Source organism: Streptomyces sp. NBC_01723 (assembly GCF_036246005.1).
In the GTDB taxonomy this organism is placed as follows: domain Bacteria; phylum Actinomycetota; class Actinomycetes; order Streptomycetales; family Streptomycetaceae; genus Streptomyces.
Genome location: NZ_CP109171.1, coordinates 1769846 through 1794026, shown reverse-complemented (window position 1 = coordinate 1794026; position 24181 = coordinate 1769846). Strand labels below are relative to the sequence as shown.

Below are 24181 nucleotides of genomic sequence, written 5' to 3'. Positions count from 1 at the left end.
ACCTGGTACTGAACGTAGATCGGCAGCCGGGCATCGCGTCGCGTCCTCACTCAGGGTGTCCACGCCCTGGTTCGAAGAGTCCGGCGGTGAGAGTTCCTGGCTACCGGGGTCTGCTCCCCGGTCACAGTGGCGGGACCGCGCCGGAATCGCACCGGGCTTCCTCTCCTGCCGCCGTAGATGGCCCCGGAAGTCCACCACGGCGCGAGAACACCCGTCAACCTGGCGTTGACCTGCGGCGGGGGAGTGTGCGAAGCCCCACACACGGGTGGTGTGCGCCGGTACACGAAGGGGCGGGGCGCGCGACGGTCGGAGTCCGTCCCGCGCCCCGCCCCGGGGTGTGCCGTGGGTCAGGCGACGATCAGATAGATGCCGTACGCCACCGCCGCCGCGCAGGCCGCGAAGCACGCGTACGCGCCGGTGACCGCGAGGGCCGCGGAGCCGCCCTCGGCGGTGGCCCGCTCCTGGCGGGAGAGACCGGCGATGCCGAGGGTGAACAGGCCCACCAGGGCCACGGTGGCCACGAGGCTGACGCCGAAGACGGAGCCCAGTGCTGCCCAGTCGATGCTCATGGGGGTTCGCTTCCTTCGTACCCGGGACGCGGGCTCAGACGGTGGTGGCGGCCGACGCGGGCTTGGCCTCGGACGGGTTCGCCGGCAGCTCCTCGGCCAGGTGCACCGGGGGCGGGGAGACGGCGGCCATCGCCGTGGTGACCACACCGGCCGGCTCGGGCTCGTGGGGGTCGACGACGTTGGTGTGGTCGACGACCTCGCGCCGGGAGATCCGCCAGATGGCGGCGCTGGAGGCGATCAGGAAGACCGCGACGAGCGCCGTGCCCCAGTCGCCCATGCGGCAGACCCACTCGGCGATCGCGGCGACCAGGGCCGCGGCCGGCAGCGTCAGCCCCCACGCGACGAACATCCGGGTGGCCGTGGACCAGCGCACCACGCCGCCCTTGCGGCCGAGGCCCGCGCCCATCACCGCACCGGAGACCGAGTGCGTGGTGGAGAGGGAGAAGCCGAGGTGCGAGGAGGCCAGGATGACCGTCGCGGCGCTGGTCTGGGCGGCGAAGCCCTGCTGCGGCTGGAGGTCGGTCAGGCCCTTGCCCATGGTGCGGATGATGCGCCAGCCGCCGAGGTAGGTGCCGAGCGCGATGGCGATACCCGCGGAGAGGATGACCCACAGGGGCGGGTCGGAGTCGGGGGCGAGCGCGCCGCCGGCGACCAGGGCGAGGGTGATGATGCCCATCGTCTTCTGGGCGTCGTTGGTGCCGTGGGCCAGCGAGACCAGCCCGGCGGAGGCGATCTGCCCGGCGCGGTAGCCCTTGGCGGCGGCCTTGCCGTCGGCCCTGCGGCCGAGTTTGTACGTCAGCCGTGCGCCGAGCAGCGCCGCGACACCGGCGACGATCGGGGCGGCGATCGCGGGGATCAGCACCTTGGTGACGAGCGCGTCGCCGTTGACCGCGCCGACGCCGGCCGAGGCGACCGCGGCACCGATCAGACCGCCCATCAGGGCGTGCGAGGAACTGGACGGGAGGCCGACCAGCCAGGTCAGCAGGTTCCAGAGGATCGCGCCGACCAGGGCGGCGAAGATGACCTCGGGACGGATGCCGGTCTCGTCGACGAGACCCTTGGAGATCGTGTTGGCGACCTCCACCGAGAGGAAGGCGCCTACAAGGTTGAGGACGGCGGACATCGCCACCGCCACCTTGGGCTTGAGCGCACCGGTCGAAATGGTCGTTGCCATCGCGTTCGCGGTGTCGTGGAAACCGTTCGTGAAATCAAACGCGAGTGCGGTTACCACCACAATCGCGAGGATCAGCGAGAAGCTTTCCATTTACCCAGGCAATCGTTCGAGGTCATTGGCTGGACGAACGTAGGTAACCATGGTGAACGGAAGATGAACTGGACAGGGCGTCACGGTGACCGGAAGCGGCGTCGCCGCCTCCCTCTGCGTGGCCGTCCCGGTGCTCTCCGGAGACGCCCCTGGCAGGATCACCGCCAGACCGGCCGGCGACGTGCCGGGAGAGGCACGGAAGCACTCGTGAGGAGACGGTGACTGTGACGTATTCGCGGGTCGGAGGGGCCGCCGGCCCGGACGAGGAGCGGGCCTGGACGGACCTCGTCGCGGCGGCCCGGCGCACGGTCGCGGACGGGCTCGTGGTCGGTACCTCCGGCAATGTCTCGGTGCGCGTCGGCGACACGGTCCTCGTCAGCCCTTCGGGTGTGCCGTACGACCGTCTGACCCCGGACGACGTGACCGCCGTCGCCCTCGACGGACGGCAGGTGCTCGGCACCCTCGTCCCCACCAGCGAACTGCCCCTGCACCTCGCCGTGTACCGCGCGGACGACACCGCCCGCGCCGTCGTCCACACCCACGCCGTGCACGCGACGGCCGTCTCGCTGCTGGTGCCCGAACTGCCGCCCGTGCACTACATGGCCGCCGCGCTCGGCGGCCCCGTCCGGGTCGCGCCGTACGCCGCCTACGGCACCGAGGAACTGGCCCGCGGAATGCTCGACGCCCTCACCGGCCGCACCGGCTGCCTGCTGCGCAACCACGGCACGCTCACCTACGGCACCTCCCTCGACCAGGCGTACGACCGCACCGCCCAGCTGGAGTGGATGTGCCGGCTCTGGCTGACGGCCTCCTCGGTCCCGGGCCGCACCCCGTCGCTCCTGACACCGGGGCAGTTGGCGGAGGCGGCGGAGCGGCTCCAGGGGTACGGGCAGCCGGGCTAGCCGGCGGGTGGCTCCGGGGCACGGCCGGCCGGGCTGACGCGGCGCGTACCCGGCCCGTTCCGGGGTACCGGCAGCGGGACCGCACCATGGCTCCCCGGCCCCGGCGGACAGGCGGAAGGCGCCCTGACGGAGCGCCGTCACCCCCCGCCCACCGCCCACTGGCCGCCCGAGGACTCCACCAGGAGACTGGCCCCATGCGCACTGTCACAGCAACGGCCGCCGCCCTCACCGCAGCCCTGGCGGCCGGCGCAGCGAGCGTCGCCGCCGGCCGGCTCGCCAGCGACGCCGCGCTCAAGGCGCCCCCCGGCCGGCCGCTGCCCACCGAACCCCGGCTCACCGTGCACGGCACCGCGGCCGGCCGGATCACCCTCACCCGGGACCTGGCCGCGCTCCGCCCCGGCCGCTACGGGCTGGCGGGCGACGGCTCCCACGCCGTCGTCGGCCCGGTCCTCGACACCGCCGAGCACGGCGCCGACACCGTCGTACGCCGCCTCGAACGCGTCACGCACGGCACGCTGGAGGCCGGGGACCGTGCCTGGTTCACGCCGAACCTCTACGTCGGCAACCCGGGCAGCGCCCTCGACCTCGACCACACCGAGGTCCGGATCCCGGGCGAACTCGGCCCGCTCCCGGCCTGGTTCGTGCCCGGCGCCCGCCCGACCTGGATCATCGCCGTGCACGGCCTGGCCGCCACCCGCGAGCACGTCCTGAACCTGCTGGCCCCCCTGCACGACCGCAGCGTCCCGGTGCTCGCCCTCGCCTACCGCGGCGACGTCGGCGCGCCGCCCTCGCCCGACGGGCTGCACCACTTCGGCGAGACCGAGTGGCGCGACCTGGACGCGGCCGTCCGCTACGCCCTCGACCACGGCGCCCGCCAGGTCGTCCTGCTCGGCTGGTCCACCGGCGCCACCATGGCCCTGCGCACGGCCGCCCTCTCCGGCGTGCGCGGGCGCATCGCGGGGCTCGTGCTGGACTCCCCGGTCCTCAGCTGGGAGACCACCCTGCGCGCCCTCGCCGCCGCCCGCCGCACCCCCGGACCGCTCCTGCCGCTCGCCGTCCGCGCCGCCCAGGGCCGCGCCGGACTGCACGCCGACCACGACATCGGCACGGCGGGCCTGCACCGCCCCGCCGTCCCCACGCTGATCTTCCACGGCCCCGGCGACACGGTGGCCCCCTGGCGGCTCTCCCGGCGGCTGGCCGAAACCCACCCGCGCCTGGTCTCCCTGCACACCGTCCGGGACGCCCCGCACGGCGCCATGTGGAACGCCGACCCCGACGATTACGAAGAGAAGCTCCGTCGCTTCATGACACCCCTGGTGTGACCCGGCACGGCGCCGTCGCAGCGTGTGATCCTCCGGTTCCGTTTAGCGCCGTACCACTGGCCTGATCCGCTGCCCGGGCAGCGCGCCCGACCCCCGACTCCGCCCTCCCCGGCGGCCGTCGGGGCATTCCGTTTGGGTTTTCGGACCGTCAACCGGAAGACTGCACCCGTGACGTCCCGTATCCCGCGCGACTCCAGGCTTCGACTCGTCCGCCCACGACCCCTGGCCGCCGCCCCCCAAGCGATCAACCAGCGGCGTCCGCGCCGCCCCGCACCGCGCCCCCCGGAGGGCACACCGGCCCGGTCGGAGCTGGCCCGCATGGCGCGTTCCGGTCTGGCCGGCGCGGCCCGCGTCGCCCGCTGGGCCGACTCCGAGCTGGGCCCCGGCCGCGGCAGCGCCACCGCCGACGGCAAGGCCACGCTCTCCGACGCGACCGCCGACCAGGCGGCCCGCGAACTGGGCCTGACCGCCGCGCAGGTCCGTGCCGACTGGGACACCGCCCGCCTCGCCGGACTGATCGAGGTGCACGGCGACACCGCCCGCCCCGGCTGGCGGCTGCGCGCCTGGAACCGCGACGACAGCGCGGTGCTGCGCGGCTGGGTCGCGCTCTTCGACGCCTGGTCGCTCGCCCACCCCGAGCCCGCCGGCGAGGAGCCCGCCGCCGTCGCCGAGGTCGTCTCCGCGATGCCCCAGGTGCTCTCCTTCCTCCAGCTCTCCGCCGGGCCCGTCCCCGTGGACCAGCTCCTGGACCTGCTGGAGCAGCGCGTCACCGAGCTGCGCACCGAACGCTGCGAGGTGCCCTACGGCCCCCGCCTGGAGCCCGGCCCCCAGCCGGCCCCGGACGTCACCGCCGACACCCCGCTCGCCCCGCTCCTGGACTGGGCCCTGCACGCCCTCGCCTCCGTGGGCGCCCTCACCTGCGGCGACGGACAGGCCACGCTCACCCCGCTCGGCAACTGGGCGGTCTGGGTCAAGCTGGAGCAGATCTGCGTGGCCGCCCAGAGCCCCGCCGGGAACATCGAGCAGCCGGCCGAGGACATGCTCCGCGGCTGCGCCCAGCTCCGGCCCAACGCCGCCCGCGCCGAGTACCGCGCCTGGCTCGCCGCCCGGCCCGTCGGCAGCGCCGTCGCCGAGCTGCTCGCCGCCGCGCGCGGCGAGGACGCCCTGCTGCGCGGCCTCGCGTTCGACGCGCTGCGGGTCGTCGGCGCCCCCGCCGAGCCCGATGTGCGCGGCGTGGTCGACGAGCCGACGCTGCGTCCGTACGCCCTGCTGTGGCTGGCCGAGCACGACGGCGCCGACCCCGAGGACGCCCACGAGGTCCTCACCCGCCGGGAGGCGACCTGGCTCTGGGTGGACACCGCGGCCGCCGTCGCCGACCACGGGGAGGCACCGCTGCTCGTCCGGCACCTGGAGGCGGCGGTCCAGTTCACCGTCCCGGCGCTGCTCGACGAGGTCCGCGCGGTCGGCCACCCCCGCACCGTGCAGGTCCTGGTGGCCCTCGCCGCCGCCCATCCCGACCCCGCCCTGGCCAAGGCCGTACGCCGGGCCGCCTTCCAGGTCCACACCGGCGGCAGCTGACCGACGGGGCGTGCGCGGCCGACGGGGTCTAGCCGCCCACCTCCGGCGCGTACGTCCCGAAGCTCCAGATGTTGCCCTCCAGGTCACGGGCCATGTAGTCGCGCGAACCGTAGTCCTGGTCCGTCGGGGGCATCAGGATCTCCGCGCCGTGCTCCACGGCCTGCCGGTGATGGGCGTCGACGTCCTCCACGACGACGTACACCCCCGTCGTGCCGGAGTTCTTCATCGCCTCGTCGAAGCGGCTGCCCGTGCCCTTGGAGCCGAGCATGACCGCGCCGTTGCCCTGGGCCAGCTCGGCGTGGGCCACCGTGCCGTCCTCGCCCTCGTACACCGCCAGCTCCCTGAAGCCGAAGGCCTCGGTGAGCTGCCGGACCGCCGCCTTGGCGTCCGTGTACAGCAGCGTCGGAAAGATGCTCGGGCGCCCGCCGTCGGTGCCTGCCATGCCGATCACTCCCTCGTGAGCCGGTGGACGGCGCCGGACCTGGGACCGGCCCCATGTGTCCAGTCTGGCACCGCCCACTGACACCGGAACCGGGGAAAAGGGGTTGCACCGCCCCGTTAGACTGGCCCCCATGGCCATTCTCCTCGCGCATTAGACGGCGGGAAACGTCCTCAGCCGCCCATCCCGCCCCCACCCGCCCCAGGAGTCTGACCGTGATCTCCGCCTCCGGCATCGAGCTGCGCGCCGGTGCCCGCGTCCTCATCGAAAGCGCCACCTTCCGGATCGCCAAGGGCGACCGCATCGGCCTGGTCGGCCGCAACGGCGCCGGCAAGACCACCCTCACCAAGGTGCTCGCCGGCGAGGGCCAGCCCGCCGCCGGCGCCGTCACCCGCTCCGGCGAGGTCGGCTACCTCCCGCAGGACCCGCGCACCGGCGACCTCGACGTGCTCGCCCGCGACCGCGTCCTCTCCGCCCGCGGCCTCGACGTACTGATCCGCAAGATGCGGGAGAACGAGCAGCGCATCGCCAACGGCCAGGGCGCCACTCGCGAGAAGGCGCTCAGGCAGTACGAGCGCCAGGAGACCGAGTTCCTCACCAAGGGCGGATACGCCGCCGAGGCCGAGGCCGCCACCATCGCCGCCGCGCTCAACCTGCCCGACCGGGTCCTCGGCCAGCCCCTGCACACCCTCTCCGGCGGTCAGCGCCGCCGGATCGAGCTGGCCCGGATCCTGTTCTCGGACGCCGACACCCTGCTGCTCGACGAGCCGACCAACCACCTCGACGCCGACTCGATCGTCTGGCTGCGCGACTACCTGAAGACCTACCGCGGCGGCTTCATCGTGATCTCCCACGACGTCGACCTGGTCGAGACGGTCGTCAACAAGGTGTTCTACCTGGACGCCAACCGCTCCCAGATCGATGTCTACAACATGGGCTGGAAGCTCTACCAGCAGCAGCGCGAGGCCGACGAGAAGCGCCGCAAGCGCGAGCGGCAGAACGCGGAGAAGAAGGCGTCCGCCCTGCATTCGCAGGCCGACAAGATGCGCGCCAAGGCCACCAAGACCGTCGCCGCGCAGAACATGGCCCGCCGGGCGGACAAGCTGCTGGCCGGTCTGGAGGCCGAGCGGAAGTCCGACAAGGTCGCCAAGCTCCGCTTCCCCGAGCCGGCGCCCTGCGGCAAGACCCCGCTGACCGCCGAGGGCCTCTCGAAGTCGTACGGCTCCCTCGAGATCTTCACCGACGTCGACCTGGCCATCGACAAGGGCTCCCGGGTCGTCATCCTCGGCCTCAACGGCGCCGGCAAGACCACGCTGCTCAGGCTCCTCGGCGGCGTCGAGAAGCCCGACACCGGCCAGGTCGTCGAGGGCCACGGCCTCAAGCTCGGCTACTACGCCCAGGAGCACGAGACCCTCGACCCCGAGCGCACCGTCCTGGAGAACATGCGCTCCGCCAACCCCGACCTCGACCTGGTCGAGGTCCGCAAGACGCTGGGTTCGTTCCTGTTCTCCGGTGACGACGTGGACAAGCCCGCCGGCGTCCTGTCCGGCGGCGAGAAGACCCGGCTCGCGCTGGCCACCCTCGTGGTGTCCTCGGCGAACGTGCTGCTCCTCGACGAGCCCACCAACAACCTCGACCCGGCCAGCCGCGAGGAGATCCTCGGCGCGCTGCGCACCTACAAGGGCGCGGTCGTCCTGGTCACCCACGACGAGGGCGCCGTCGACGCCCTCCAGCCGGAACGGATCATTCTGCTTCCGGACGGCGTCGAGGACCTGTGGGGCGCCGACTACGCGGATCTCGTCGCCCTGGCTTGATCGAAAGGATGATCCACTGAGTATGGATCATTCGGCCGAGTCGTGATCCACCATCTGTGTGAGATCTCCTCATCAAGAGGTGCGTCCTACATCCAATTCGCGGCCGGACCCCCCATCGCCGGGGGTCCGGCCGCGACGCCTTTCTGACCTGGAATTACGCGCGGAAACCCGTTCGGCGGTACGGGCGCGAAACTCTGGAATTCCATATTCCACATGTGGGGACACGCTCCTGTCGTCACATCCTTGACTCATCGACCTTGCCGAATGGGTGGCCAGGAGGCGCGGAAGGGGTGATCATGAGGAGACCAGAGCGCACTTCCTTGAGGAGGCACGGGTGGCCGAGACTCTGAAGAAGGGCAGCCGGGTTACCGGCGCCGCGCGCGACAAGCTCGCGGCAGACCTGAAGAAGAAGTACGACGCCGGTGCGAGCATCCGGGCGTTGGCCGAGGAAACCGGCCGCTCGTATGGCTTTGTGCACCGCATGCTCAGCGAGTCGGGCGTCACGCTCCGAGGGCGTGGCGGGGCTACCCGGGGCAAAAAGGCCACAACGGCCTGACATCCCGGTGGCTCCTCGGCTCCGATAGTGAAGGTGGTCACCCGGTCGGTCGTCCGACCGTCCGGGTGGTTACTGTGCAGTCACTTAGCTCCGACGTCACACGGCCTCCGGGCCTGCGTACGGCGGGGACGACGACCGCACCTTTCGGAGGCGCCCCATGGCTTCGCCCGCCCACGACACCGGTCCCGCACTCGACCGGGACGGCGTGCGGCTCACCGTCGACGACGCGATCGCCACGGTGACGCTGACCAACCCCGCCAAGCGCAACGCGCAGAGCCCCGCTCTGTGGCGGGCGCTCGCCGAGGCCGGCCGGCTGCTGCCCGGTTCCGTCCGGGCCGTGGTGCTGCGGGCCGAGGGCAAGTCCTTCTCGGCCGGGCTCGACCGGCAGGCGTTCACGCCCGAGGGCTTCGACGGCGAACCGTCGTTCATCGACCTCGCGCGGGGCGGCGACGCCGAGCTGGATGACGCCATCGCCGAGTACCAGGAGGGATTCACCTGGTGGCGGCGCGGCGACATCCTGTCCGTCGCGGCCGTGCAGGGGCACGCCATCGGGGCGGGCTTTCAGCTGGCCCTCGCCTGTGACCTGCGGGTCGTCGCCGACGACGTGCAGTTCGCCATGCGCGAGACCAGCCTGGGCCTGGTGCCGGACCTGACCGGCACGCACCCCTTGGTGTCCCTCGTCGGCTACGCCCGCGCGCTGGAGATCTGCGCGACCGGGCGCTTCGTCATGGCCGAGGAGGCCGTGAACAGCGGCCTGGCCAACCTGGCCGTACCCGCGGACCAGCTCGACGGCGCCGTGCACGACCTGGTGGCGGCGGTCCTCGCCGCGCCCCGCGACGCGGTCGTCGAGACCAAGGTCCTCCTCCAGGGCGCCCAGCACCGCGACTACGAGACCCAGCGCACCGCGGAGCGGGCCGCCCAGGCACGCCGCCTGCGCGACCTGGCGGGGCTCGGGGAGTAGTCGGACGGGGCGCGGCGCGCGGTCGGCCCCGTGCCTCAGCCGACCGCCGTCACCACCACCGCCACCGACGGACGGTCGGGCAGCGCCTCGGACACCGCCGCACGGACCCGCCGGGCCACCTCCACGGCCCGGTGGTCCGCCGCCACCGCCAGCTCCAGCCGGACATGGCGGCGCGGCAGCGCACCCTCGCCCGCCGGCGGCTCCGTCACGTGGACCGGACGGCCCAGTACGCCGGTCAGCCGGACCACACCCGGCACCCCCAGCGCGGCCCGGGCGACGCGGCCTTCGTCCCCGGGCCCCTCGTCGTCGGCGCCGGCGGTTCCCGGCTCCGTTCCCCCGTCCGGCCGAGACCCGGGAGGCTCCCGCTCGGGGGCCGTGTCCGTGGCCGCGTCCCACAGGCCCGTCGCCTTCAGGTCCACGTCCGTCACCGCGAGGCCGAGCCCGTCGGCCGCCGCCTCCGTCAGCGCCGCCCGCAGCCGCGCGGCCCTCGCCGGCAGCGGCTCCGCGGCGGCCGGCGCGCCGTCCATGGTCGCCGTGAAGTCGGCCGTCACCCGCAGCGGTCCAGGCGGCAGGGCGCCCGGCGGCGGCGGTACGGCGGGCTCCCGGGTGTCCTCCGGGCTGGCGAGCCCGATGCGCAGACCGCCGGGCCGTACCCCGGCGACGCAGCCGGCCGCCGTCAGCAGCACCTCCCGTGCCGCGCGCTCAGCGATCCACGCCCCGTCCCGGGGCTCACCCAGCGGCAGCAGCCTGCCGAGCCCCAACCGCTCCCGCATCGTGCGCGTCCACCGGTCCGCCGTCGTCATTGCTCCAGCCTGCCGTATCCGTGGCGCGCGGAGTCCCCACCACGCCTACCGTGGTCACGGGGACTACGACCGGAAGGGACGTACGGCCATGACCGACATGGAGAGCCACCGGACCGGGCAGGAAACGATCGACAGTCCGAGTACCGGCAAGGGCCAGATCCGACGCGGTGGTGGAGCCCCCGGGAGCCGGGGACGGACCACCATCGCCGACGGCGTCGTCGAGAAGATCACCGGAATGGCGGCACGGGACGTCGCCGGTGTGCACGCCATGGGCAGCGGCATGTCGCGCACCTTCGGCGCCGTGCGCGACCGGGTGCCCGGCGGGACCAAGTCCGGTGTGACACGGGGAGTGAAGGCCGAGGTCGGGGAGAAGCAGACCGCCCTCGACCTGGAGATCGTCGTCGAGTACGGCGTGTCGATCTCGGACGTGGCCCGGGACGTGCGGGAGAACGTGGTGGCCGCGGTGGAGCGGATGACCGGTCTCGAGGTCGTCGAGGTCAACATCGCCGTCAGCGATGTGAAGCTGCCCGACGAGGAGGACGAGGAGCCGGAGCCCCGGATCAAGTGACGTGGAGGACGAGGCAGCGGTGAACGAGGGGAGCGCACCATGAGCATGGCCGTGGTCGGCCTGATCGCCGGCATGGCGCTGGGGTTCGCCGGGTACTTCGGCGGATTCGGCGCCTTCCTGCTGGTGGCGGCCCTGGGCGCGGTCGGGTTCGTCGTCGGCCGCCTTCTGGAGGGCGACCTGGAACTCGGTGACTTCTTCCGCACCCGCGACGACCGACGGCGGTGACCGGCGTGAGCGGTGGGGCCGGCGAGGTCCTGGAGTCCCCGGCGGCCGTCGCACCGGGCGAGTGCGGTGCCACGCGGATCGCCGACCGGGTGGTCGCCAAGGTCGCCGCCCAGGCGGCCCGCGAGGCGGTCGGTCCGCTCCATCCGGACGCAGCGCGCCCGCACGCGAGCGTGGCCGTCCACCACGACGTCGCGCACGTCCGGGTCCACCTCGAACTCGACTACCCGTGCGACATCGGCGCCCGCTGCGGTCAGGTGCGCCACCAAGTCGTGCAGCGGGTAAGGACGTTGGTGGGCATGGCGGTGCCGGAGGTCGCCGTCCAGGTGGAGCGGCTGCACCTGGCGCGGGAGTACGGCGCGAGGCGGGGGAGGACGCGATGAGCGAGTCCCAGGGCCCCGAGGCGGCCGAGGGCAGCACCCGGCGTCTGCCGGTTGTGGAACCCGGCCCCGAGCGGCCCGGTCCGCCCGCCATGGAGAAGCACGTCCCCGACGTGCCGGAGAGCGGAACGGCCCACCGCTTCTGGTCCGCGCGCCGCGTCCCCGCCGGCATCGTCGCCCTCCTGGTCCTGCTCGTCGCGGGGGCCTTCCTCTACGACGTCGTCGCCGTCCGTACCGGCCGCGACGCCCTCGGCTGGCGCCGCGACCTGGCCCGGCAGCTCGCGGAGCGCCCCCTGGACGACACGTGGGTGCTGGTCGGCGCGGGAGTCGCCGCGGCCCTCGGGCTCTGGCTCCTGCTGCTGGCGCTCACCCCCGGCCTGCGCAGGGTGCTGCCGATGCGGCGCACCCACCCGGACGTACGCGCCGGGCTGCACCGGGACGCGGCCGCCACCGTGCTGCGCGACCGGGCCATGGAGGTCGCCGGGGTGCAGTCGGCCCGGGTGCGGATGCGCCGCCGCAAGGCACGTGTGCGCGCGCTGTCGCACTTCCGTGAACTGGACGACGTACGGGCCGATCTGGACGGCGTGCTCGAGGACGCGGTGCGCGGTCTCGGCCTGGCCCGGCCGCCTGCCGTGTCCCTGCGGGTGGCGCGTCCCGGCCGGAAGGGGTGAGGCAGGTGCTCAGGACCGTCGACCGTGTGCTGACCGGCCTCGTGGGCCTGGTCCTGCTCGCCCTCGGCGGCGCCGTGCTCGCCGTCGGGTTCGACCTCCCCGCGCCCTCCTGGTGGGTCCACCAGGGGCCGCACGACGTGCTGCTCAGTACCGCCGAGCGGACCCGATGGCGGGACGCCGGCTGGTGGTGGCCGGTCGTCATCGCGGCGCTCGCCGTGCTGTTGCTGCTCGCCCTGTGGTGGCTGGTCGCGGTTCTGCGCCGCCGCCGGCTCTCCGAGGTCCTCGTCGACACCGGGGACGGCGAGGCCGCGTCGCTGCGCGGCCGGGCGCTGGAGGGCGTCCTCGCCGGGGAGGCGGACCGGGTGGACGGGGTGGAGCGGGCCGCGGTCCGGCTCACCGGACGCCGCGACGCCCCGAGGACCCGCGTCCGGCTGCTGCTGGCCCCCCACGTCGATCCCGGCACCGCCCTGCACGACCTCACCACCGGGGCCCTGACCCACGCCCGGGACTCGGCCGGCCTCTCGTCCCTCCCGGCGGAGGTCCAGCTCCGCGGCGTCAAGCACCACGCCGAACGCGTCAGCTGACCGACGCGTCCGGCGTGCCGCCGGAACCGTTGCCGACAGAACCGGTGCTGCTAGAACCGGTGCCGTCAGAACCCGTGCCGCACCCCGCCGTCCACCGGCAGCATCACGCCGGTGAGGTACGACGCCGCCGGGGACAGCAGGAACGCCGCCGTGCGGCCGAACTCCTCCGGGGTGCCGTAGCGGCGCAGGGGGATGCGGGACTCGGCGGCCGCCCTGGTCGCCTCCGGGTCGGCGGACAGCCCGTCCAGCTCGCGTACGCGGTCGGTGTCGACGCGGCCCGGCAGCAGGCCGACGACGCGGATGCCGCGCGGGCCCAGCTCGTCGGCGAGGGACTTGGCGAAGCCGGCCAGCCCCGGCCGCAGGCCGTTGGAGATGGTCAGGCCCGGGATCGGCTCGTACACCGAGCCCGACAGCACGAACCCGACCACCCCGTCCTCCTCCAATTCGGCCGCCGCACCCCGGGCCAGCCGCACCGCGCCGAGGAACACCGCCTCGAAGGCCGCCTGCCACTGGTCGTCCGTGTTGTCGGCGACGAAGCCGGGCGGCGGCCCGCCCACGCTGATCAGTACGCCGTCGAAGCGGCCGAAGCGCTCACGCGCGGTCGCGATCAGCCGCTCGGGTGCCTGCGGGTCCGCGTTGTCCACGGCCACGCCCACCACGTCCGGGCCCAGCGCGGCCGCGGCCTGGGCGACGCTCTGCTCGTCCCGCCCGGTGACGACCACCTTCGCCCCGTCGGCGACCAGTTCGCGCGCGGCGGCGTTGCCCAGGCCCCGGGTGGCTCCCGTGACGACGTACACCCGGTCCTTCAGTCCAAGATCCATGGTCCTATCCTGCCCCTTCCTCCCCGAACAGGGCGAGGGCGGTGTTCACCAGACCGACGTGACTGAACGCCTGCGGGAAGTTGCCGAGCTGACGTCCGGCCGCAGGGTCGTACTCCTCGGCCAGCAGCCCCACGTCGTTGGTGAGCGCCACCAGCCGCTCGAACAGTTTCCGTGCCTCCTTCGTCCGGCCGATCGCGTGCAGCGCGTCCGCGTACCAGAAGGAGCACACGAGGAACGTCCCCTCGCTGCCCGGCAGCCCGTCGACGGGCTCCCCCTCGGTGCTGTAGCGGCGCACCAGGCCGTCCCGGGTCAGCTCCGCGCCGATCGCGTCGACCGTACCGACCACCCGCGGGTCGTCCGCGGGCAGGAAGCCCACGCGCGGCATCAGCAGCAGCGAGGCGTCCAGCTCCCGCGAGCCGTAGGACTGGGTGAAGGTGTTCCGCTCCGGGTCGTACCCCTTCTCGCACACCTCGCGGTGCACCTCCTCGCGCAGCGCGCGCCAGCCCTCCAGGTCACCGCCGCCCAGCTCGGGATGGTCCTCCAGCGTGCGCACCGCCCGGTCCAGGGCCACCCACGTCATCACCTTCGAGTGCACGAACTGCCGACGTCCGCCGCGCACCTCCCAGAGCCCCTCGTCGGGCTCCCGCCACGCGGTGGCCAGGAAGTCCATCAGGGCGCACTGCAGCTCCCACATCTGCGGCCGCGGGTGCATGCCCGATTGCCGGGCCAGCGACAGGGAGTCCATGACCTCGCCGTACACGTCCAACTGGAGCTGGTTCACCGCGTCGTTGCCGATCCGTACGGGGGCGGCCCCGCCGAAGCCGGGCAGCCACGGCAGCTCGAACTCCGGCAGCCGCCGCTCGCCCGCGAGGCCGTACATGATCTGGAGGTCGTCCGGGCTGCCCGCGACCGCGCGCAGCAGCCAGTCGCGCCATGCCTCGGCCTCCTCCAGGTACCCGGCCGACAGCAGGGCGCCCAGGGTGAGCGTGGAGTCGCGCAGCCAGCAGAAGCGGTAGTCCCAGTTGCGCACGCCGCCCGGTTCCTCGGGCAGCGAGGTGGTGGGGGCGGCCACGATGCCGCCGGTGGGCTGGTAGGTGAGTGCTTTCAGCGTGATCAGGGAGCGGACCACGGCGTCCCGGTGCGGACCGTCGTAGCGGCATCGCGCGGCCCACTCCCGCCAGTCCTCGACACTGTGCTCCAGCGCGACGAACGGGTCGATCAGCGGCGGACGCGGTTCGTGCGAGGGGTGCCAGGTCAGCACGAACGCGACCTTCTCGCCCGCGGCGACCGTGAACTCCGAGTGCGTTCCGAAGTCCTCGCCCCAGCTGCGCACCTCGGGTTCGCTGCGCAGCCACGCCGAGTCCGGCCCGGCGACGGCCACCCGGTGCCCGTCGGACCTGCGCACCCACGGGACGACCGAGCCGTAGTCGAAGCGCAGCCGGAGCACGCTGTGCAGCGTGACCTCGCCGCTCAGGCCCTCCACGACACGGACCAGGTCCGGGGCGCGGTCCCGCTGGGGCATCAGGTCGGTGACCCGGACCGAACCGTCCTCGGTCTCCCACTCGGTGTCGAGGACGAGGGTGTCCGGCCGGTAGGCCCGCCGGGTGCAGCGCTCGGCGCCCTTGGGGGCGATGCGCCAGTGGCCGTTGTCCTCGTCGCCCAGGATCCTGGCGAAGCAGGCCGCGGAGTCGAAGCGGGGGAGGCAGAGCCAGTCCACGGAGCCGTCCGTGGAGACCAGGGCGGCGGTCTGCTGGTCGCCGATGAGCGCGTAGTCCTCGATGTCGGTGTGCACGGGAATCGTCTTCCCGACCGGGAGGGGCGCAATCGGCCCGCCGTCCGGCTACACCGCCGCGGGCTCCGCGGCCTCCTCGGTCTCGTCCTCGTCGCCCTCGCCGTCCTGGGAGGCCCGGTCCCGGACCTCGCGGCGGGCCAGCACGAACCAGCCGATCGGCACCCCGGCGGCGAACAGCCACCACTGGACGGCGTACGCCATGTGGTTGCCGATGCTGTCGTGGTCGGGCTCCGCGATCAGTTCGGGGGTGTCGCCCGCGGGCTTCGGCTCGGTCATCTCGACGTAGCCGCCCAGGACCTGCTTGCCGAGGCGCTCCGCCTGCTGCTCGCTGTTGATGAGCATGACCTGGCGGTCGGGCAGGCCCGCGACGTTCTTGATGCCGCTGTCCTCGGTGGTCTGGTCGGGCATCAGCCGGCCGGTGACGGTGGTCTCGCCCGCCGGGGGCGCCGGGATCTTCGGGAAGGCGGTCTGGCTGGCGCCGTTCGAGGGGATCCAGCCCCGGTTGACCATCAGCACCTTGCCGTCGTCCAGCACGAACGGGGTGAGGACGTGGTAGCCGACGCGGTCGTCCGCGTTGGTGCGGCGGCGCACGACGACCTCCTCGGCGGTGTCGAAGTGCCCCTTGGCCGTCACCCGGCGGTAGAGGTCGTCGTCGCCGACCCTCGCCCCGGGTGAGGTCATGGTCTCGGCCGGTACGGGCCGGGCCGCCAGGGAGTCCGCGATCACCTTGTTCAGCGCGACCCTGTGCTCGTGGCGGTGCAGCTGCCAGAAGCCCAGCTCGATCATCGTCGGGATGAGCGCGAGCGCCACGAGGGTGAGGATCACCCACTGGCGGGACAACAGGAACCGGTACACCCCACGACGGTACAACTCGGTCGTGGGGCGCGACGCGGCGGGTGGGGGCTTGCGCGGGCCGGGGCTCAGACCTTGTCGACGATCCCCGCCCTCCCCTCCGCGCGGGCGCAGTGGGCGCCGCAGTACCAGTGGCCCTCGACCTCGACGCCCTGGCCGATGATCTGTACCCGGCAGTGCTCGCAGATGGGTGCCATCCGGTGGATCGCGCAGGAGAAGCAGTCGAAGACGTGCACCGCTCCCTGGGCGTGGACCTCGAAGGTCATTCCGTAGTTGTTGCCGCAGACTTCACATGTCGCCATGCGCCACAGGGTGGGCCGTCGTCGCCACGCGGGCGAGCGGACGCCGGGCGAGTCGCCGGGAATCACCCGTCCGTACGGCCCCGTCCCGGCCCCCGTCACGGAGCCGCGTCGGCCGCCTCGACGTCCGCGAGCAGTTGTCCGAACGCCGCCTCGTCCACCACCGGCGTGCCGTACTGCCGGGCCTTGACCACCTTGGAGGTGCCCGAGTCCGGGTCGTTGGTGACCAGCAGGCTGGTCAGCCGGGACAGGCTGGTGGCGACGTGCAGCCCGGCCTCGGTCGCCCGGTCCTCCAGCAGGTCGCGCTCCACGGAGGTGTCACCCGAGAAGGCGACCCGCATGCCCTGCTTGAGCCTTTTGTCCGCTTCGTACCGGCCCGGGTTGGGATACGGGCAGGCGGGCCTCTTGCGGGCGGGGCGCCAGCTGTTCGGCCGGTAGGAGCTGTGGCCCGCCTGCTGCCCGATGCGGGGTGCGGGCCGGTCCGACCACTCGGTCAGCGGCCGGCACTCGTGCAGCGGCAGCCGCACGCCCCCGGCCGCCGCCGCGGCAAGGATCGGCCGGAACGCCTCCGCCAGCACCCGCGCGTCGTCCAGCGCGTGGTGCGCCCGCTGCTGGACGACGCCGTAGTGGGCGGCCAGCGACTCCAGCTTGTGGTTGGGCAGGGGCAGGCGCAGCTCCTTGGAGAGCGCGATGGTGCACAGCCGTTGACGCACCGGCGCCTCACGCCGCGCGCGGGCGTACTCGCGGGCGATCATCTGCCAGTCGAAGACCGCGTTGTGCGCGACGAGGACCCTCCCGTCGAGCCGGGCCGCGAACTCCCCGGCGACGTCGGGGAAGAGCGGCGCGTCCCGCAGTACGTCGCTCGTCAGACCGTGTATCCACACCGGACCCGGGTCCCGCTGCGGATTGACCAGCGTGTACCAGTGGTCCTCGACCTCGCCGCGCGCGTCCAGCCGGTACACGGCGGCGGAGATGATGCGGTCGTCGCGGGCCAGGCCGGTGGTCTCCACGTCGACGACCGCGTATCCCCGCGGATACGCGGCCGGCCAGGCAGTCGCGGACGGCGCCGCGATCGTACGGTCTTCGAGCATGGTCACTGAGGATACGGGCCGGGACCGACACCGCGGTGCCGGAGGTGCCGCCCGCGACACCGGCGAAACGGTTCCTCCGTCAAGTTCTCCACCACCGGGCGGGGTTGCTCACCACCGGATCGGTACCGGAAGGGCCGTCAGGAGACCCGAGACCGCGACCACCGCCCCCAGCGCGACGACCTCCGCGCGCGCGGGGGAGCAGGCCGTCAGCGGGTCCGCCGCGCGGCTCAGCCGGATCCTGGCCCACAGGGCGAGGGCGGCGACGGCGGCCACCAGGAGCACCTTGGCGAGCAGCACCCGCCCGTACGCCGTGTCCGTCAACTGGTCCACGATCGTGCCCGGCGGCATCCGGCGCAGCGAACTGCCCACCCCGGTCGCCGTGAGGGCGGCCAGCAGAACGGCCGCCACGCGCGCGTAGAGGCCGAGCAGCGCCGGACCCGCCTCGGCGCCCCGCCACCGCCGCAGCGACCGCAGGGCGTACAGCAGTCCGCCCGCCCACACCGAGGCGCACGTCAGATGGACCAGGGTCAGACCGGAGCCGATCAGCGGGCTGTACTCGGTCGTGGGGTGGGCGCGCAGCGCCTCCGCGACGATCACGGCGGCCAGCGGCCACACCTGGCTGCCGGGCCGGCGCGAGGCGGCGCACAGACCGGCCGCGAGGAACCCGTTGACCTCCAGCAGCGCGAGCTTGCCGTCACGGGAGGCGTAGAGACCGCCCACGTCGATGTCGGCTGCGCCGTCCGGCACCAGGTTGCCCGTCGCCACGACCGACGCCAGCCCCAGGGCGGCGACGAAACCGACCCCGGCCGCGTACGGCGACCAACTGCGGGGCCGCTCCGGGGGCGCGCCGGGCAGCGACCGGGCCAGCCGGTCCACGAACAGTTCGCCCAGCGGCACGCTCAGCGCGGCGAAGAGCACCGCGCGCAGCAGCGCGATGCCGCCGGTGCCTGGTGCCTCGGCCTCTCCCGTGCCGCGCAGGGCGGGGGAGGGGCCGAGCACCGGTATCAGCGCGGCCAGCGCCACCAGCGCGAGTACGGCCGCGGTCCGGCCGGTACCGGAGGGCGTCGCGTGCCGTCCGGTACCGGTGGTCCGGGACTTGGGTCGTATCGGGGTCACCCCAGGATCTTCACCAAGTCCCCAGATCCGGGCAAGTTCCCCGGTTGTTGCCTGCTACCAGCGCACCGCGTCCAGCGCGTCGGCCATGCCCCACCCGTAGAAACCGTTGCGGTTCTTCGAGCCCTCGCACACCGCGTCGACCTTGCCGTCGCCGTCGATGTCGTACGGCTTGGTGCACGGCGTGGCGTCGGCCTGCGCGTACAGCAGCGCCTTGACCAGGGCCGGCGGGGCGTACGGGTGCGTCGACTTGATGAGCGCGGCGACGCCCGCGACGTGCGGCGAGGCCATCGACGTACCGGCCATGTAGCCCCACTTGCCGCCGGGCAGCGTGCCGAGGATCAGGCCGCTGGTGGCGGGCGGCGCCGGCGTCTGGTACGCCGTGGAGTCACCGCCGGGCGCGGCGATGTCGATGACGCCCAGACCGTGGTTGGAGAACGACGACTTGAGGCCCTTCGCGCCGGTCGACGCGACCGTCACGACACCCGGCAGCTGGGTCGGGATGTCCAGGCACTCGGACGGGTCGACGGTCCGGTCGCCGGGCGTCGTGTCGTTCGGGGAGGACGGGTCGGTGATCTCGTCGGCGGAGAGGTCGTAGTTCTCGTTGCCCGCCGCGGCGACGTTGACCGCGCCCTTCTTCTCCGCGTACCGCGAGGCCCGGGTGACGGCCTCGACGAGCGCCTTCTGGTCCGGGTCGTCCTTGCAGTTGAAGTACCAGGGGTCGGTGTAATAGCTGTTGTTGGTCACGTCGACCCCGTGCTCGGCCGCCCACACGAAGCCGCAGACCACGGCCTCGGTGTAGAAGAAGCCGTCGGGGTTGGACACCTTGATGCCGGAGACCTTCACCCCGGGCGCCACACCGGTCATGCCGACGCCGTTCTTGGCGGCGGCGATCTCACCGGCCACGTGCGTGCCGTGCGGGCTCTCCGCCGCGCCCGGCCGCCAGGCGCCGTCGGTGGTGTCCGGCTTGCCCGAGACGCAGTTGACGGACGCGTCCCGGTCGAAGTTCGGGGCGATGTCCGGGTGGGTGTCGTCCACGCCGGTGTCGATGACGGCGACGGTCACCTTCTTGCTGCCCAGCGTCTTCTCGTGCGCCTTGTCCGCCTTGATGGCGGGCAGGTCCCACTGGAGGCCCTGCAGCGGGTCCTGGCCCTCGGCGGCCTCGGCGGCGGCGATCTCCTTGCCGCTGAGCACCTTCGGCGCGCCCGTGTCGGTCGTGGCGGCCGAGGGCAGCGGCGCGGTACGCGTGGCACCGGCCGACTGCACACCCCGCACCTTGCGGACGGACTTGGCGAAGTCCGGGTTCGCGGAGTGGACGACGACCACGCCGATCCGGTCGTACGACGTCACGATCGTGCCGCCGGCCTTGGCTATCGCCTTGCGCACGGACGCCGAAGGCCCGTGCCCGGGGGAGACGTTGACGACGTAGCTGAGCGAGGTCGCGTCCGTCGCGGAGGAGGGGGCGGCCTCCGCCGCGACGGCCGGGTTGCCCGGCAGGAACGCCAGCGAGGCGGCCACGGCCAGGCCGGCCGGGATCGCGAGGGCGCGGCGGTGACGGGCGAGAGGTGCTGTCATGTGCGGTGTCTCCAGTTCGTTGCTGAAACCGGTGCGTGACGGGAAGGAAGGTGGAGGTGGGCCGGTGCCGGGCGGGTCACTTCACCGCGCGGAGCGCGTTGACGATGCCGAAGCCGTAGAAGCCGTTGACGCGCCCGCCGCCCTCGCACGTGGCGTCCTGCGCGCCGTCGCCGTCCTGGTCGTAGGAGTCGGGGCAGCCCGGGTTGTCCGCCTGGGCCTTCAGCAGCCACTGCAACCGCGCGGGGGACGCCCAGGGGTGCTCCGACTTCAGCAGCGCGGCCACGCCCGCCGCGTGCGGCGAGGCCATCGAGGTGCCCTGGAGGTAGCCGTACGCGTTGTTCGGCATGGTCGACAGGATGCGGCCGTTCTTCGACGGCGTGTCCGGGATCTGGTAGCGCCCGTCGCCGCCCGGCGCGGCCACGTCGACGACGCCCTCGCCGTACGAGGAGTAGTACGACTTCTCCTTGTCGACGCCCGTGGCGCTGACCGTGACGACGCCCGGCAGCTGGGTCGGCACGTCGTAGCACTCGTGCGGGTCGATCGTCCGCGTCACCGGCGTGGAGTCGTCGGGGCTGGAGTCGTCGACGATCGCGTCGGAGTCCAGGTCGTGGTTGGAGTTGCCGGCGGAGGCGAGGTGCAGGGTGCCCTTGCGCTGGGCGTACAGCTGGGCCCGGTTGACCGCGTCGACGATCGCGCGCTGGTCGGGGTCGTCCATGCAGTTGTACAGCCACGGGTCCACGTAGTAGCTGTTGTTGGTGATCTCCACGCCCCGGTCGGCGGCGAACATGAACGCGCACACGACGTTCTCGGGGTAGAAGAGCCCGTTGTCCGGGTCGCTCACCTTGATGCTCGACACCTTCACGCCCGGTGCGACACCGGCGACGCCGATGCCGTTGCGGGCGGCGGCTATCTCGCCGGCCACGTGGGTGCCGTGGTAGTCCTCGGCGGTGTACGGCCGCCAGGCGCCCGCGCTGGTGTCCGCCTTGCCGCCGACGCAGTTGGCGGACTGCGAGGCGGAGAAGTTCGGGGCGAGATCGGGGTGGGTGTCGTCGACCCCGGTGTCGATCACGGCGACGGTGACGCGGGAGCTGCCCGGGTTGATCTTCGCGGCCTTGTCGGCGCCTATCGCGCGCAGGTCCCACTGGTCCGCTTCCAGCGGCTCGCCCGCTCCCGCGGCCCCGGAGGCCCGCGCGGTCCGCGCGGCCTGCTCGGCCGTGAGCAACTGGGCGGCGCCCTGGTCCGTCGTCGCGGCGGCGGTGAGCGGCGCCGTGCGGGTCGCGCCCGCCGACCGCACGCCCCGGACCTCGCGCATCGCGGCGGCGAAGCCGGGCTCGGCCGAGTGGGCGACGATCACGCCGATCCTGTCGTACGTGGCGACCACGGTGCCGCCCGTCCTGGCTATCGCGCGCTTCACGGACGCGATCGTCCGGTGGTCCGTGCGGGTGTTGACGACGTAGGCCAGCCTCGGCGCCTCGGCGGCCGCGGTCTGGCCCGCCCGCCCGTCCGGGGCCGCCTGCGCGGCCGCGGGCAGGAAGCCGAGCGACGCGGTGAGCGAGAGCACGACCGGTACGGCGAGGGCGAGCCTGCGTCTGGAACGCGGGGAACGCAGATGATCCATGGGGTCTCCACATCATCCGGTAACGAAACCGGCCCGAGACACGGGTTGTGCTCGGGCAGGTACATGACGGAGTGGTGCAGGGTGAAGCTATCCCCCCAAGTCGCTGGCCAGCAATGACCCACCGAGGGTGACTTCGGAAAGTGGCCCGGGCGTTGAACCGGTGCCCGTGGGGCGCCGTGTCGTTGGGCAGGGAGCCCGAGCACGACCAGCTCCCAGCGAGAACACCGAGGTCCAAGCCGTCATGTCCGTCGTACGAGGAGACTCCGTGGCCACCGACGCACCACCCCCCTCGAAAGAGGAGCCCCCCTCGCAAGAGGAACACCGACTCCCCTCCGCCGAGGAGTTCTCCGAAGTGCAGCAGAGCGCTGAGTTCGCCGAACTGCGCCGCTCCTTCCGCTCCTTCGCGTTCCCGCTGACGATCGCGTTCGTCGTCTGGTACCTGCTGTACGTGCTGCTGTCGAACTACGCCGGCGACTTCATGGGCACCAAGCTGTTCGGCAACATCAACGTCGCCTTCGTCTTCGGCATCGCCCAGTTCGTCACCACGTTCCTCATCGCCTGGTGGTACTCGCGGCACGCCGCCGCGAAGCTCGACCCCAAGGCCGAGGCCATCAAGTCCCGGATGGAGGGCGGCGCATGAGCCCCGCACAGACCGTTCTCGCCGCCGAACTGGCCGCCAACGAGGCCAGCGAGCACCGGCCGCTGATCATCACCCTGTTCGCCGTCTTCGTCCTCGCCACCCTCGGCATCACCGTGTGGGCGGGCCGCCAGACCAAGGACGCCGCCGACTTCTACGCGGGCGGCCGCCAGTTCAGCGCCTTCCAGAACGGCCTCGCCGTCTCCGGCGACTACATGTCCGCCGCGTCCTTCCTCGGCATCGCCGGCGCGATCGCCCTCTTCGGCTACGACGGCTTCCTGTACTCCATCGGCTTCCTGGTCGCCTGGCTGGTCGCCCTGCTCCTGGTGGCCGAGCCGCTGCGGAACTCCGGCCGCTACACCATGGGTGACGTCCTCGCGTACCGCATGCGCCAGCGTCCCGTGCGGACCGCCGCCGGCACCTCCACGATCGTCGTCTCGATCTTCTACCTGCTGGCCCAGATGGCGGGCGCCGGCGTCCTGGTCTCGCTGCTGCTCGGCATCACCTCCGACGCCGGCAAGATCCTCATCGTCGCCCTCGTCGGCCTCCTGATGATCGTGTACGTCTCCATCGGCGGCATGAAGGGCACCACCTGGGTCCAGATGGTCAAGGCCGTGCTGCTCATCGGCGGCACCATCCTGATCACCTTCCTGGTGCTGCTGAAGTTCGACTTCAACATCTCCGACCTGCTCGGCACCGCCGCCGAGAAGAGCGGCCACGGCGCCGCCTTCCTCGAACCCGGCCTCCAGTACGGCATCAACGGGACGACCAAGCTGGACTTCATCTCCCTGGGCATCGCCCTGGTCCTCGGCACGGCGGGTCTGCCGCACATCCTGATCCGCTTCTACACCGTGCCCAACGCCAAGGCCGCCCGAAAGTCCGTCAACTGGGCCATCGGCATCATCGGCGCCTTTTACCTGATGACCATCGCGCTCGGCTTCGGCGCCGCCGCGCTCGTCGGCCCCAAGGAGATCACCGAGTCCAACCCGTCCGGCAACACGGCGGCGCCGCTGCTCGCCCTGCACGTCGGCGGCGTCGACTCGACCTGGGGCGCGATCCTGCTCGCGACGATCTCGGCGGTGGCCTTCGCGACCATCCTCGCCGTGGTCGCGGGCCTCACCCTCGCCTCGTCCTCGTCCTTCGCGCACGACATCTACGCCAACGTCATCCGCAAGGGCGAGGCCACCGAGAAGGAGGAGATGCGGGCGGCCCGCTGGGCCACCGTCTTCATCGGCATCGTCTCCATCGCGCTCGGCGCCCTCGCGCGCGACCTGAACGTGGCCGGCCTGGTCGCCCTGGCCTTCGCCGTCGCCGCGTCCGCCAACCTGCCGACCATCCTCTACAGCCTCTTCTGGAAGCGCTTCACCACCCAGGGCGCCCTCTGGTCGATCTACGGCGGCCTGATCGTCGCCGTCGGCCTGGTGCTGTTCTCGCCGGTGGTCTCCGGCGACCCGAAGGCGATGTTCCCGGACGTCGACTTCGCCTGGTTCCCGCTGAAGAACCCGGGCCTGATCTCCATCCCGTTCGGCTTCCTGATGGGCTGGCTCGGCACGGTCCTGTCCAAGGAGGAACCCGACAAGGCGAAGTACGCCGAGCTGGAGGTCCGCTCCCTGACCGGCACCGGAGCGCACTGATCCGTCTCGTCCGCGGCCCTGTCGTAGATCCCTACGACGGGGCCGCGCCGTACGTCGTAGGGATCGGCCCCCTGTGGATGTCGGACCGGTCACGTAGGCTCGCAGGTGTAGCAGGA

25 protein-coding genes and 1 riboswitch are annotated in these 24181 nt (G+C 72.8%); of the genes, 13 read left to right on the top strand and 12 right to left on the bottom strand.

Going from position 1 to position 24181, the window contains the following annotated elements; translation table 11 throughout:
• Positions 1 to 71: 71 nt before the first annotated feature.
• A riboswitch (cobalamin riboswitch) is annotated at positions 72 to 211 on the bottom strand.
• Positions 212 to 347: 136 nt separating this feature from the next.
• Both OIE75_RS08550 and OIE75_RS08545 read right to left on the bottom strand, forming a co-directional pair.
• The gene (locus OIE75_RS08550) at positions 348 to 569 is read right to left on the bottom strand and encodes a hypothetical protein (protein WP_122614789.1); all 222 of its coding nucleotides are present in this window, start codon (positions 567 to 569) and stop codon (positions 348 to 350) included.
• Between the two features lie 34 nt (positions 570 to 603).
• The gene (locus OIE75_RS08545; protein WP_307011052.1) at positions 604 to 1833 is read right to left on the bottom strand and encodes an inorganic phosphate transporter; all 1230 of its coding nucleotides are present in this window, start codon (positions 1831 to 1833) and stop codon (positions 604 to 606) included.
• 224 nt (positions 1834 to 2057) lie between these two features.
• On the opposite strand from OIE75_RS08545, the gene OIE75_RS08540 reads away from it, so the two are divergent.
• From OIE75_RS08540 to OIE75_RS08530, 3 genes are all read left to right on the top strand, one after another.
• On the top strand, positions 2058 to 2735 hold the full coding sequence (locus OIE75_RS08540; RefSeq protein ID WP_307011051.1) for a class II aldolase/adducin family protein: 678 nt from the start codon (positions 2058 to 2060) through the stop codon (positions 2733 to 2735).
• Positions 2736 to 2929: 194 nt separating this feature from the next.
• A complete protein-coding gene (locus tag OIE75_RS08535; RefSeq protein WP_329470210.1) occupies positions 2930 to 4057 on the top strand; it encodes an alpha/beta hydrolase in 1128 nt (375 codons plus the stop codon).
• 168 nt (positions 4058 to 4225) lie between these two features.
• Positions 4226 to 5635: a hypothetical protein gene (locus tag OIE75_RS08530; RefSeq protein WP_329470209.1), complete on the top strand. Its 1410-nt coding sequence runs from the start codon at positions 4226 to 4228 to the stop codon at positions 5633 to 5635.
• A gap of 28 nt (positions 5636 to 5663) precedes the next feature.
• Here the strand turns inward: OIE75_RS08530 and OIE75_RS08525 are convergent, their stop codons facing one another.
• A complete protein-coding gene (locus OIE75_RS08525; RefSeq protein WP_329470207.1) occupies positions 5664 to 6077 on the bottom strand; it encodes a VOC family protein in 414 nt (137 codons plus the stop codon).
• Between the two features lie 212 nt (positions 6078 to 6289).
• On the opposite strand from OIE75_RS08525, the gene OIE75_RS08520 reads away from it, so the two are divergent.
• From OIE75_RS08520 to OIE75_RS08510, 3 genes are all read left to right on the top strand, one after another.
• On the top strand, positions 6290 to 7888 hold the full coding sequence (locus OIE75_RS08520; protein ID WP_122614784.1) for an ABC-F family ATP-binding cassette domain-containing protein: 1599 nt from the start codon (positions 6290 to 6292) through the stop codon (positions 7886 to 7888).
• A 334-nt stretch (positions 7889 to 8222) separates the two neighbouring features.
• On the top strand, positions 8223 to 8444 hold the full coding sequence (locus OIE75_RS08515) for a helix-turn-helix domain-containing protein (protein WP_053128672.1): 222 nt from the start codon (positions 8223 to 8225) through the stop codon (positions 8442 to 8444).
• A gap of 157 nt (positions 8445 to 8601) precedes the next feature.
• Positions 8602 to 9405, top strand: coding sequence for an enoyl-CoA hydratase/isomerase family protein (locus OIE75_RS08510; protein ID WP_329470206.1), 804 nt, complete (start codon positions 8602 to 8604; stop codon positions 9403 to 9405).
• A 35-nt stretch (positions 9406 to 9440) separates the two neighbouring features.
• Here the strand turns inward: OIE75_RS08510 and OIE75_RS08505 are convergent, their stop codons facing one another.
• Positions 9441 to 10208, bottom strand: coding sequence for a nucleopolyhedrovirus P10 family protein (locus tag OIE75_RS08505; RefSeq protein WP_329470205.1), 768 nt, complete (start codon positions 10206 to 10208; stop codon positions 9441 to 9443).
• Positions 10209 to 10296: 88 nt separating this feature from the next.
• Between OIE75_RS08505 and OIE75_RS08500 the strand changes: the two genes are divergently transcribed.
• The 5 genes from OIE75_RS08500 to amaP are packed head-to-tail and all read left to right on the top strand — an operon-like array spanning position 10297 to position 12633.
• The gene (locus OIE75_RS08500) at positions 10297 to 10776 is read left to right on the top strand and encodes an Asp23/Gls24 family envelope stress response protein (RefSeq protein ID WP_329470204.1); all 480 of its coding nucleotides are present in this window, start codon (positions 10297 to 10299) and stop codon (positions 10774 to 10776) included.
• Between the two features lie 39 nt (positions 10777 to 10815).
• Positions 10816 to 11001 (top strand): hypothetical protein, encoded by a 186-nt coding sequence (locus OIE75_RS08495; RefSeq protein WP_307011040.1) that lies wholly within the window; start codon positions 10816 to 10818, stop codon positions 10999 to 11001.
• Positions 10998 to 11381, top strand: coding sequence for a hypothetical protein (locus OIE75_RS08490; protein WP_329470202.1), 384 nt, complete (start codon positions 10998 to 11000; stop codon positions 11379 to 11381). Before OIE75_RS08495 ends, OIE75_RS08490 begins: the two co-directional genes overlap by 4 nt.
• Positions 11378 to 12049 carry a DUF6286 domain-containing protein gene (locus OIE75_RS08485; protein ID WP_329470201.1) on the top strand — a complete coding sequence of 224 codons (672 nt, stop codon included), beginning with the start codon at positions 11378 to 11380 and terminating at the stop codon, positions 12047 to 12049. The genes OIE75_RS08490 and OIE75_RS08485 overlap by 4 nt, the downstream gene beginning before the upstream one ends.
• Positions 12046 to 12633, top strand: a complete 588-nt coding sequence (gene amaP, locus OIE75_RS08480) for an alkaline shock response membrane anchor protein AmaP (RefSeq protein ID WP_307011035.1) — start codon at positions 12046 to 12048, stop codon at positions 12631 to 12633. Before OIE75_RS08485 ends, amaP begins: the two co-directional genes overlap by 4 nt.
• Before the next feature lie 65 nt (positions 12634 to 12698).
• Here amaP and OIE75_RS08475 read toward each other — a convergent pair whose 3' ends face one another.
• The 8 genes from OIE75_RS08475 to OIE75_RS08440 form a co-directional block, all read right to left on the bottom strand.
• Positions 12699 to 13454, bottom strand: a complete 756-nt coding sequence (locus OIE75_RS08475) for an SDR family oxidoreductase (RefSeq protein WP_329470200.1) — start codon at positions 13452 to 13454, stop codon at positions 12699 to 12701.
• Between the two features lie 4 nt (positions 13455 to 13458).
• The gene (locus tag OIE75_RS08470; protein WP_329470199.1) at positions 13459 to 15246 is read right to left on the bottom strand and encodes a glycoside hydrolase family 15 protein; all 1788 of its coding nucleotides are present in this window, start codon (positions 15244 to 15246) and stop codon (positions 13459 to 13461) included.
• Positions 15247 to 15294: 48 nt separating this feature from the next.
• Positions 15295 to 16101, bottom strand: a complete 807-nt coding sequence (locus tag OIE75_RS08465) for an SURF1 family cytochrome oxidase biogenesis protein (RefSeq protein ID WP_307011029.1) — start codon at positions 16099 to 16101, stop codon at positions 15295 to 15297.
• A gap of 65 nt (positions 16102 to 16166) precedes the next feature.
• Positions 16167 to 16400, bottom strand: a complete 234-nt coding sequence (locus OIE75_RS08460) for a hypothetical protein (protein WP_071528763.1) — start codon at positions 16398 to 16400, stop codon at positions 16167 to 16169.
• Between the two features lie 95 nt (positions 16401 to 16495).
• Positions 16496 to 17488 carry a DEDDh family exonuclease gene (locus OIE75_RS08455; RefSeq protein WP_329470197.1) on the bottom strand — a complete coding sequence of 331 codons (993 nt, stop codon included), beginning with the start codon at positions 17486 to 17488 and terminating at the stop codon, positions 16496 to 16498.
• A 108-nt stretch (positions 17489 to 17596) separates the two neighbouring features.
• A complete protein-coding gene (locus OIE75_RS08450) occupies positions 17597 to 18604 on the bottom strand; it encodes a CopD family protein (protein ID WP_307011024.1) in 1008 nt (335 codons plus the stop codon).
• A 54-nt stretch (positions 18605 to 18658) separates the two neighbouring features.
• Positions 18659 to 20176, bottom strand: coding sequence for a S8 family peptidase (locus OIE75_RS08445; RefSeq protein WP_329470196.1), 1518 nt, complete (start codon positions 20174 to 20176; stop codon positions 18659 to 18661).
• A 76-nt stretch (positions 20177 to 20252) separates the two neighbouring features.
• Positions 20253 to 21794 (bottom strand): S8 family serine peptidase, encoded by a 1542-nt coding sequence (locus OIE75_RS08440; protein WP_329470195.1) that lies wholly within the window; start codon positions 21792 to 21794, stop codon positions 20253 to 20255.
• Positions 21795 to 22059: 265 nt separating this feature from the next.
• Between OIE75_RS08440 and OIE75_RS08435 the strand changes: the two genes are divergently transcribed.
• Both OIE75_RS08435 and OIE75_RS08430 read left to right on the top strand, forming a co-directional pair.
• On the top strand, positions 22060 to 22434 hold the full coding sequence (locus OIE75_RS08435; protein WP_125492648.1) for a DUF485 domain-containing protein: 375 nt from the start codon (positions 22060 to 22062) through the stop codon (positions 22432 to 22434).
• Entirely contained in the window at positions 22431 to 24065 is a 1635-nt protein-coding gene (locus OIE75_RS08430) for a solute symporter family protein (RefSeq protein WP_329470193.1), read from the top strand. Before OIE75_RS08435 ends, OIE75_RS08430 begins: the two co-directional genes overlap by 4 nt.
• Positions 24066 to 24181 lie beyond the last annotated feature (116 nt).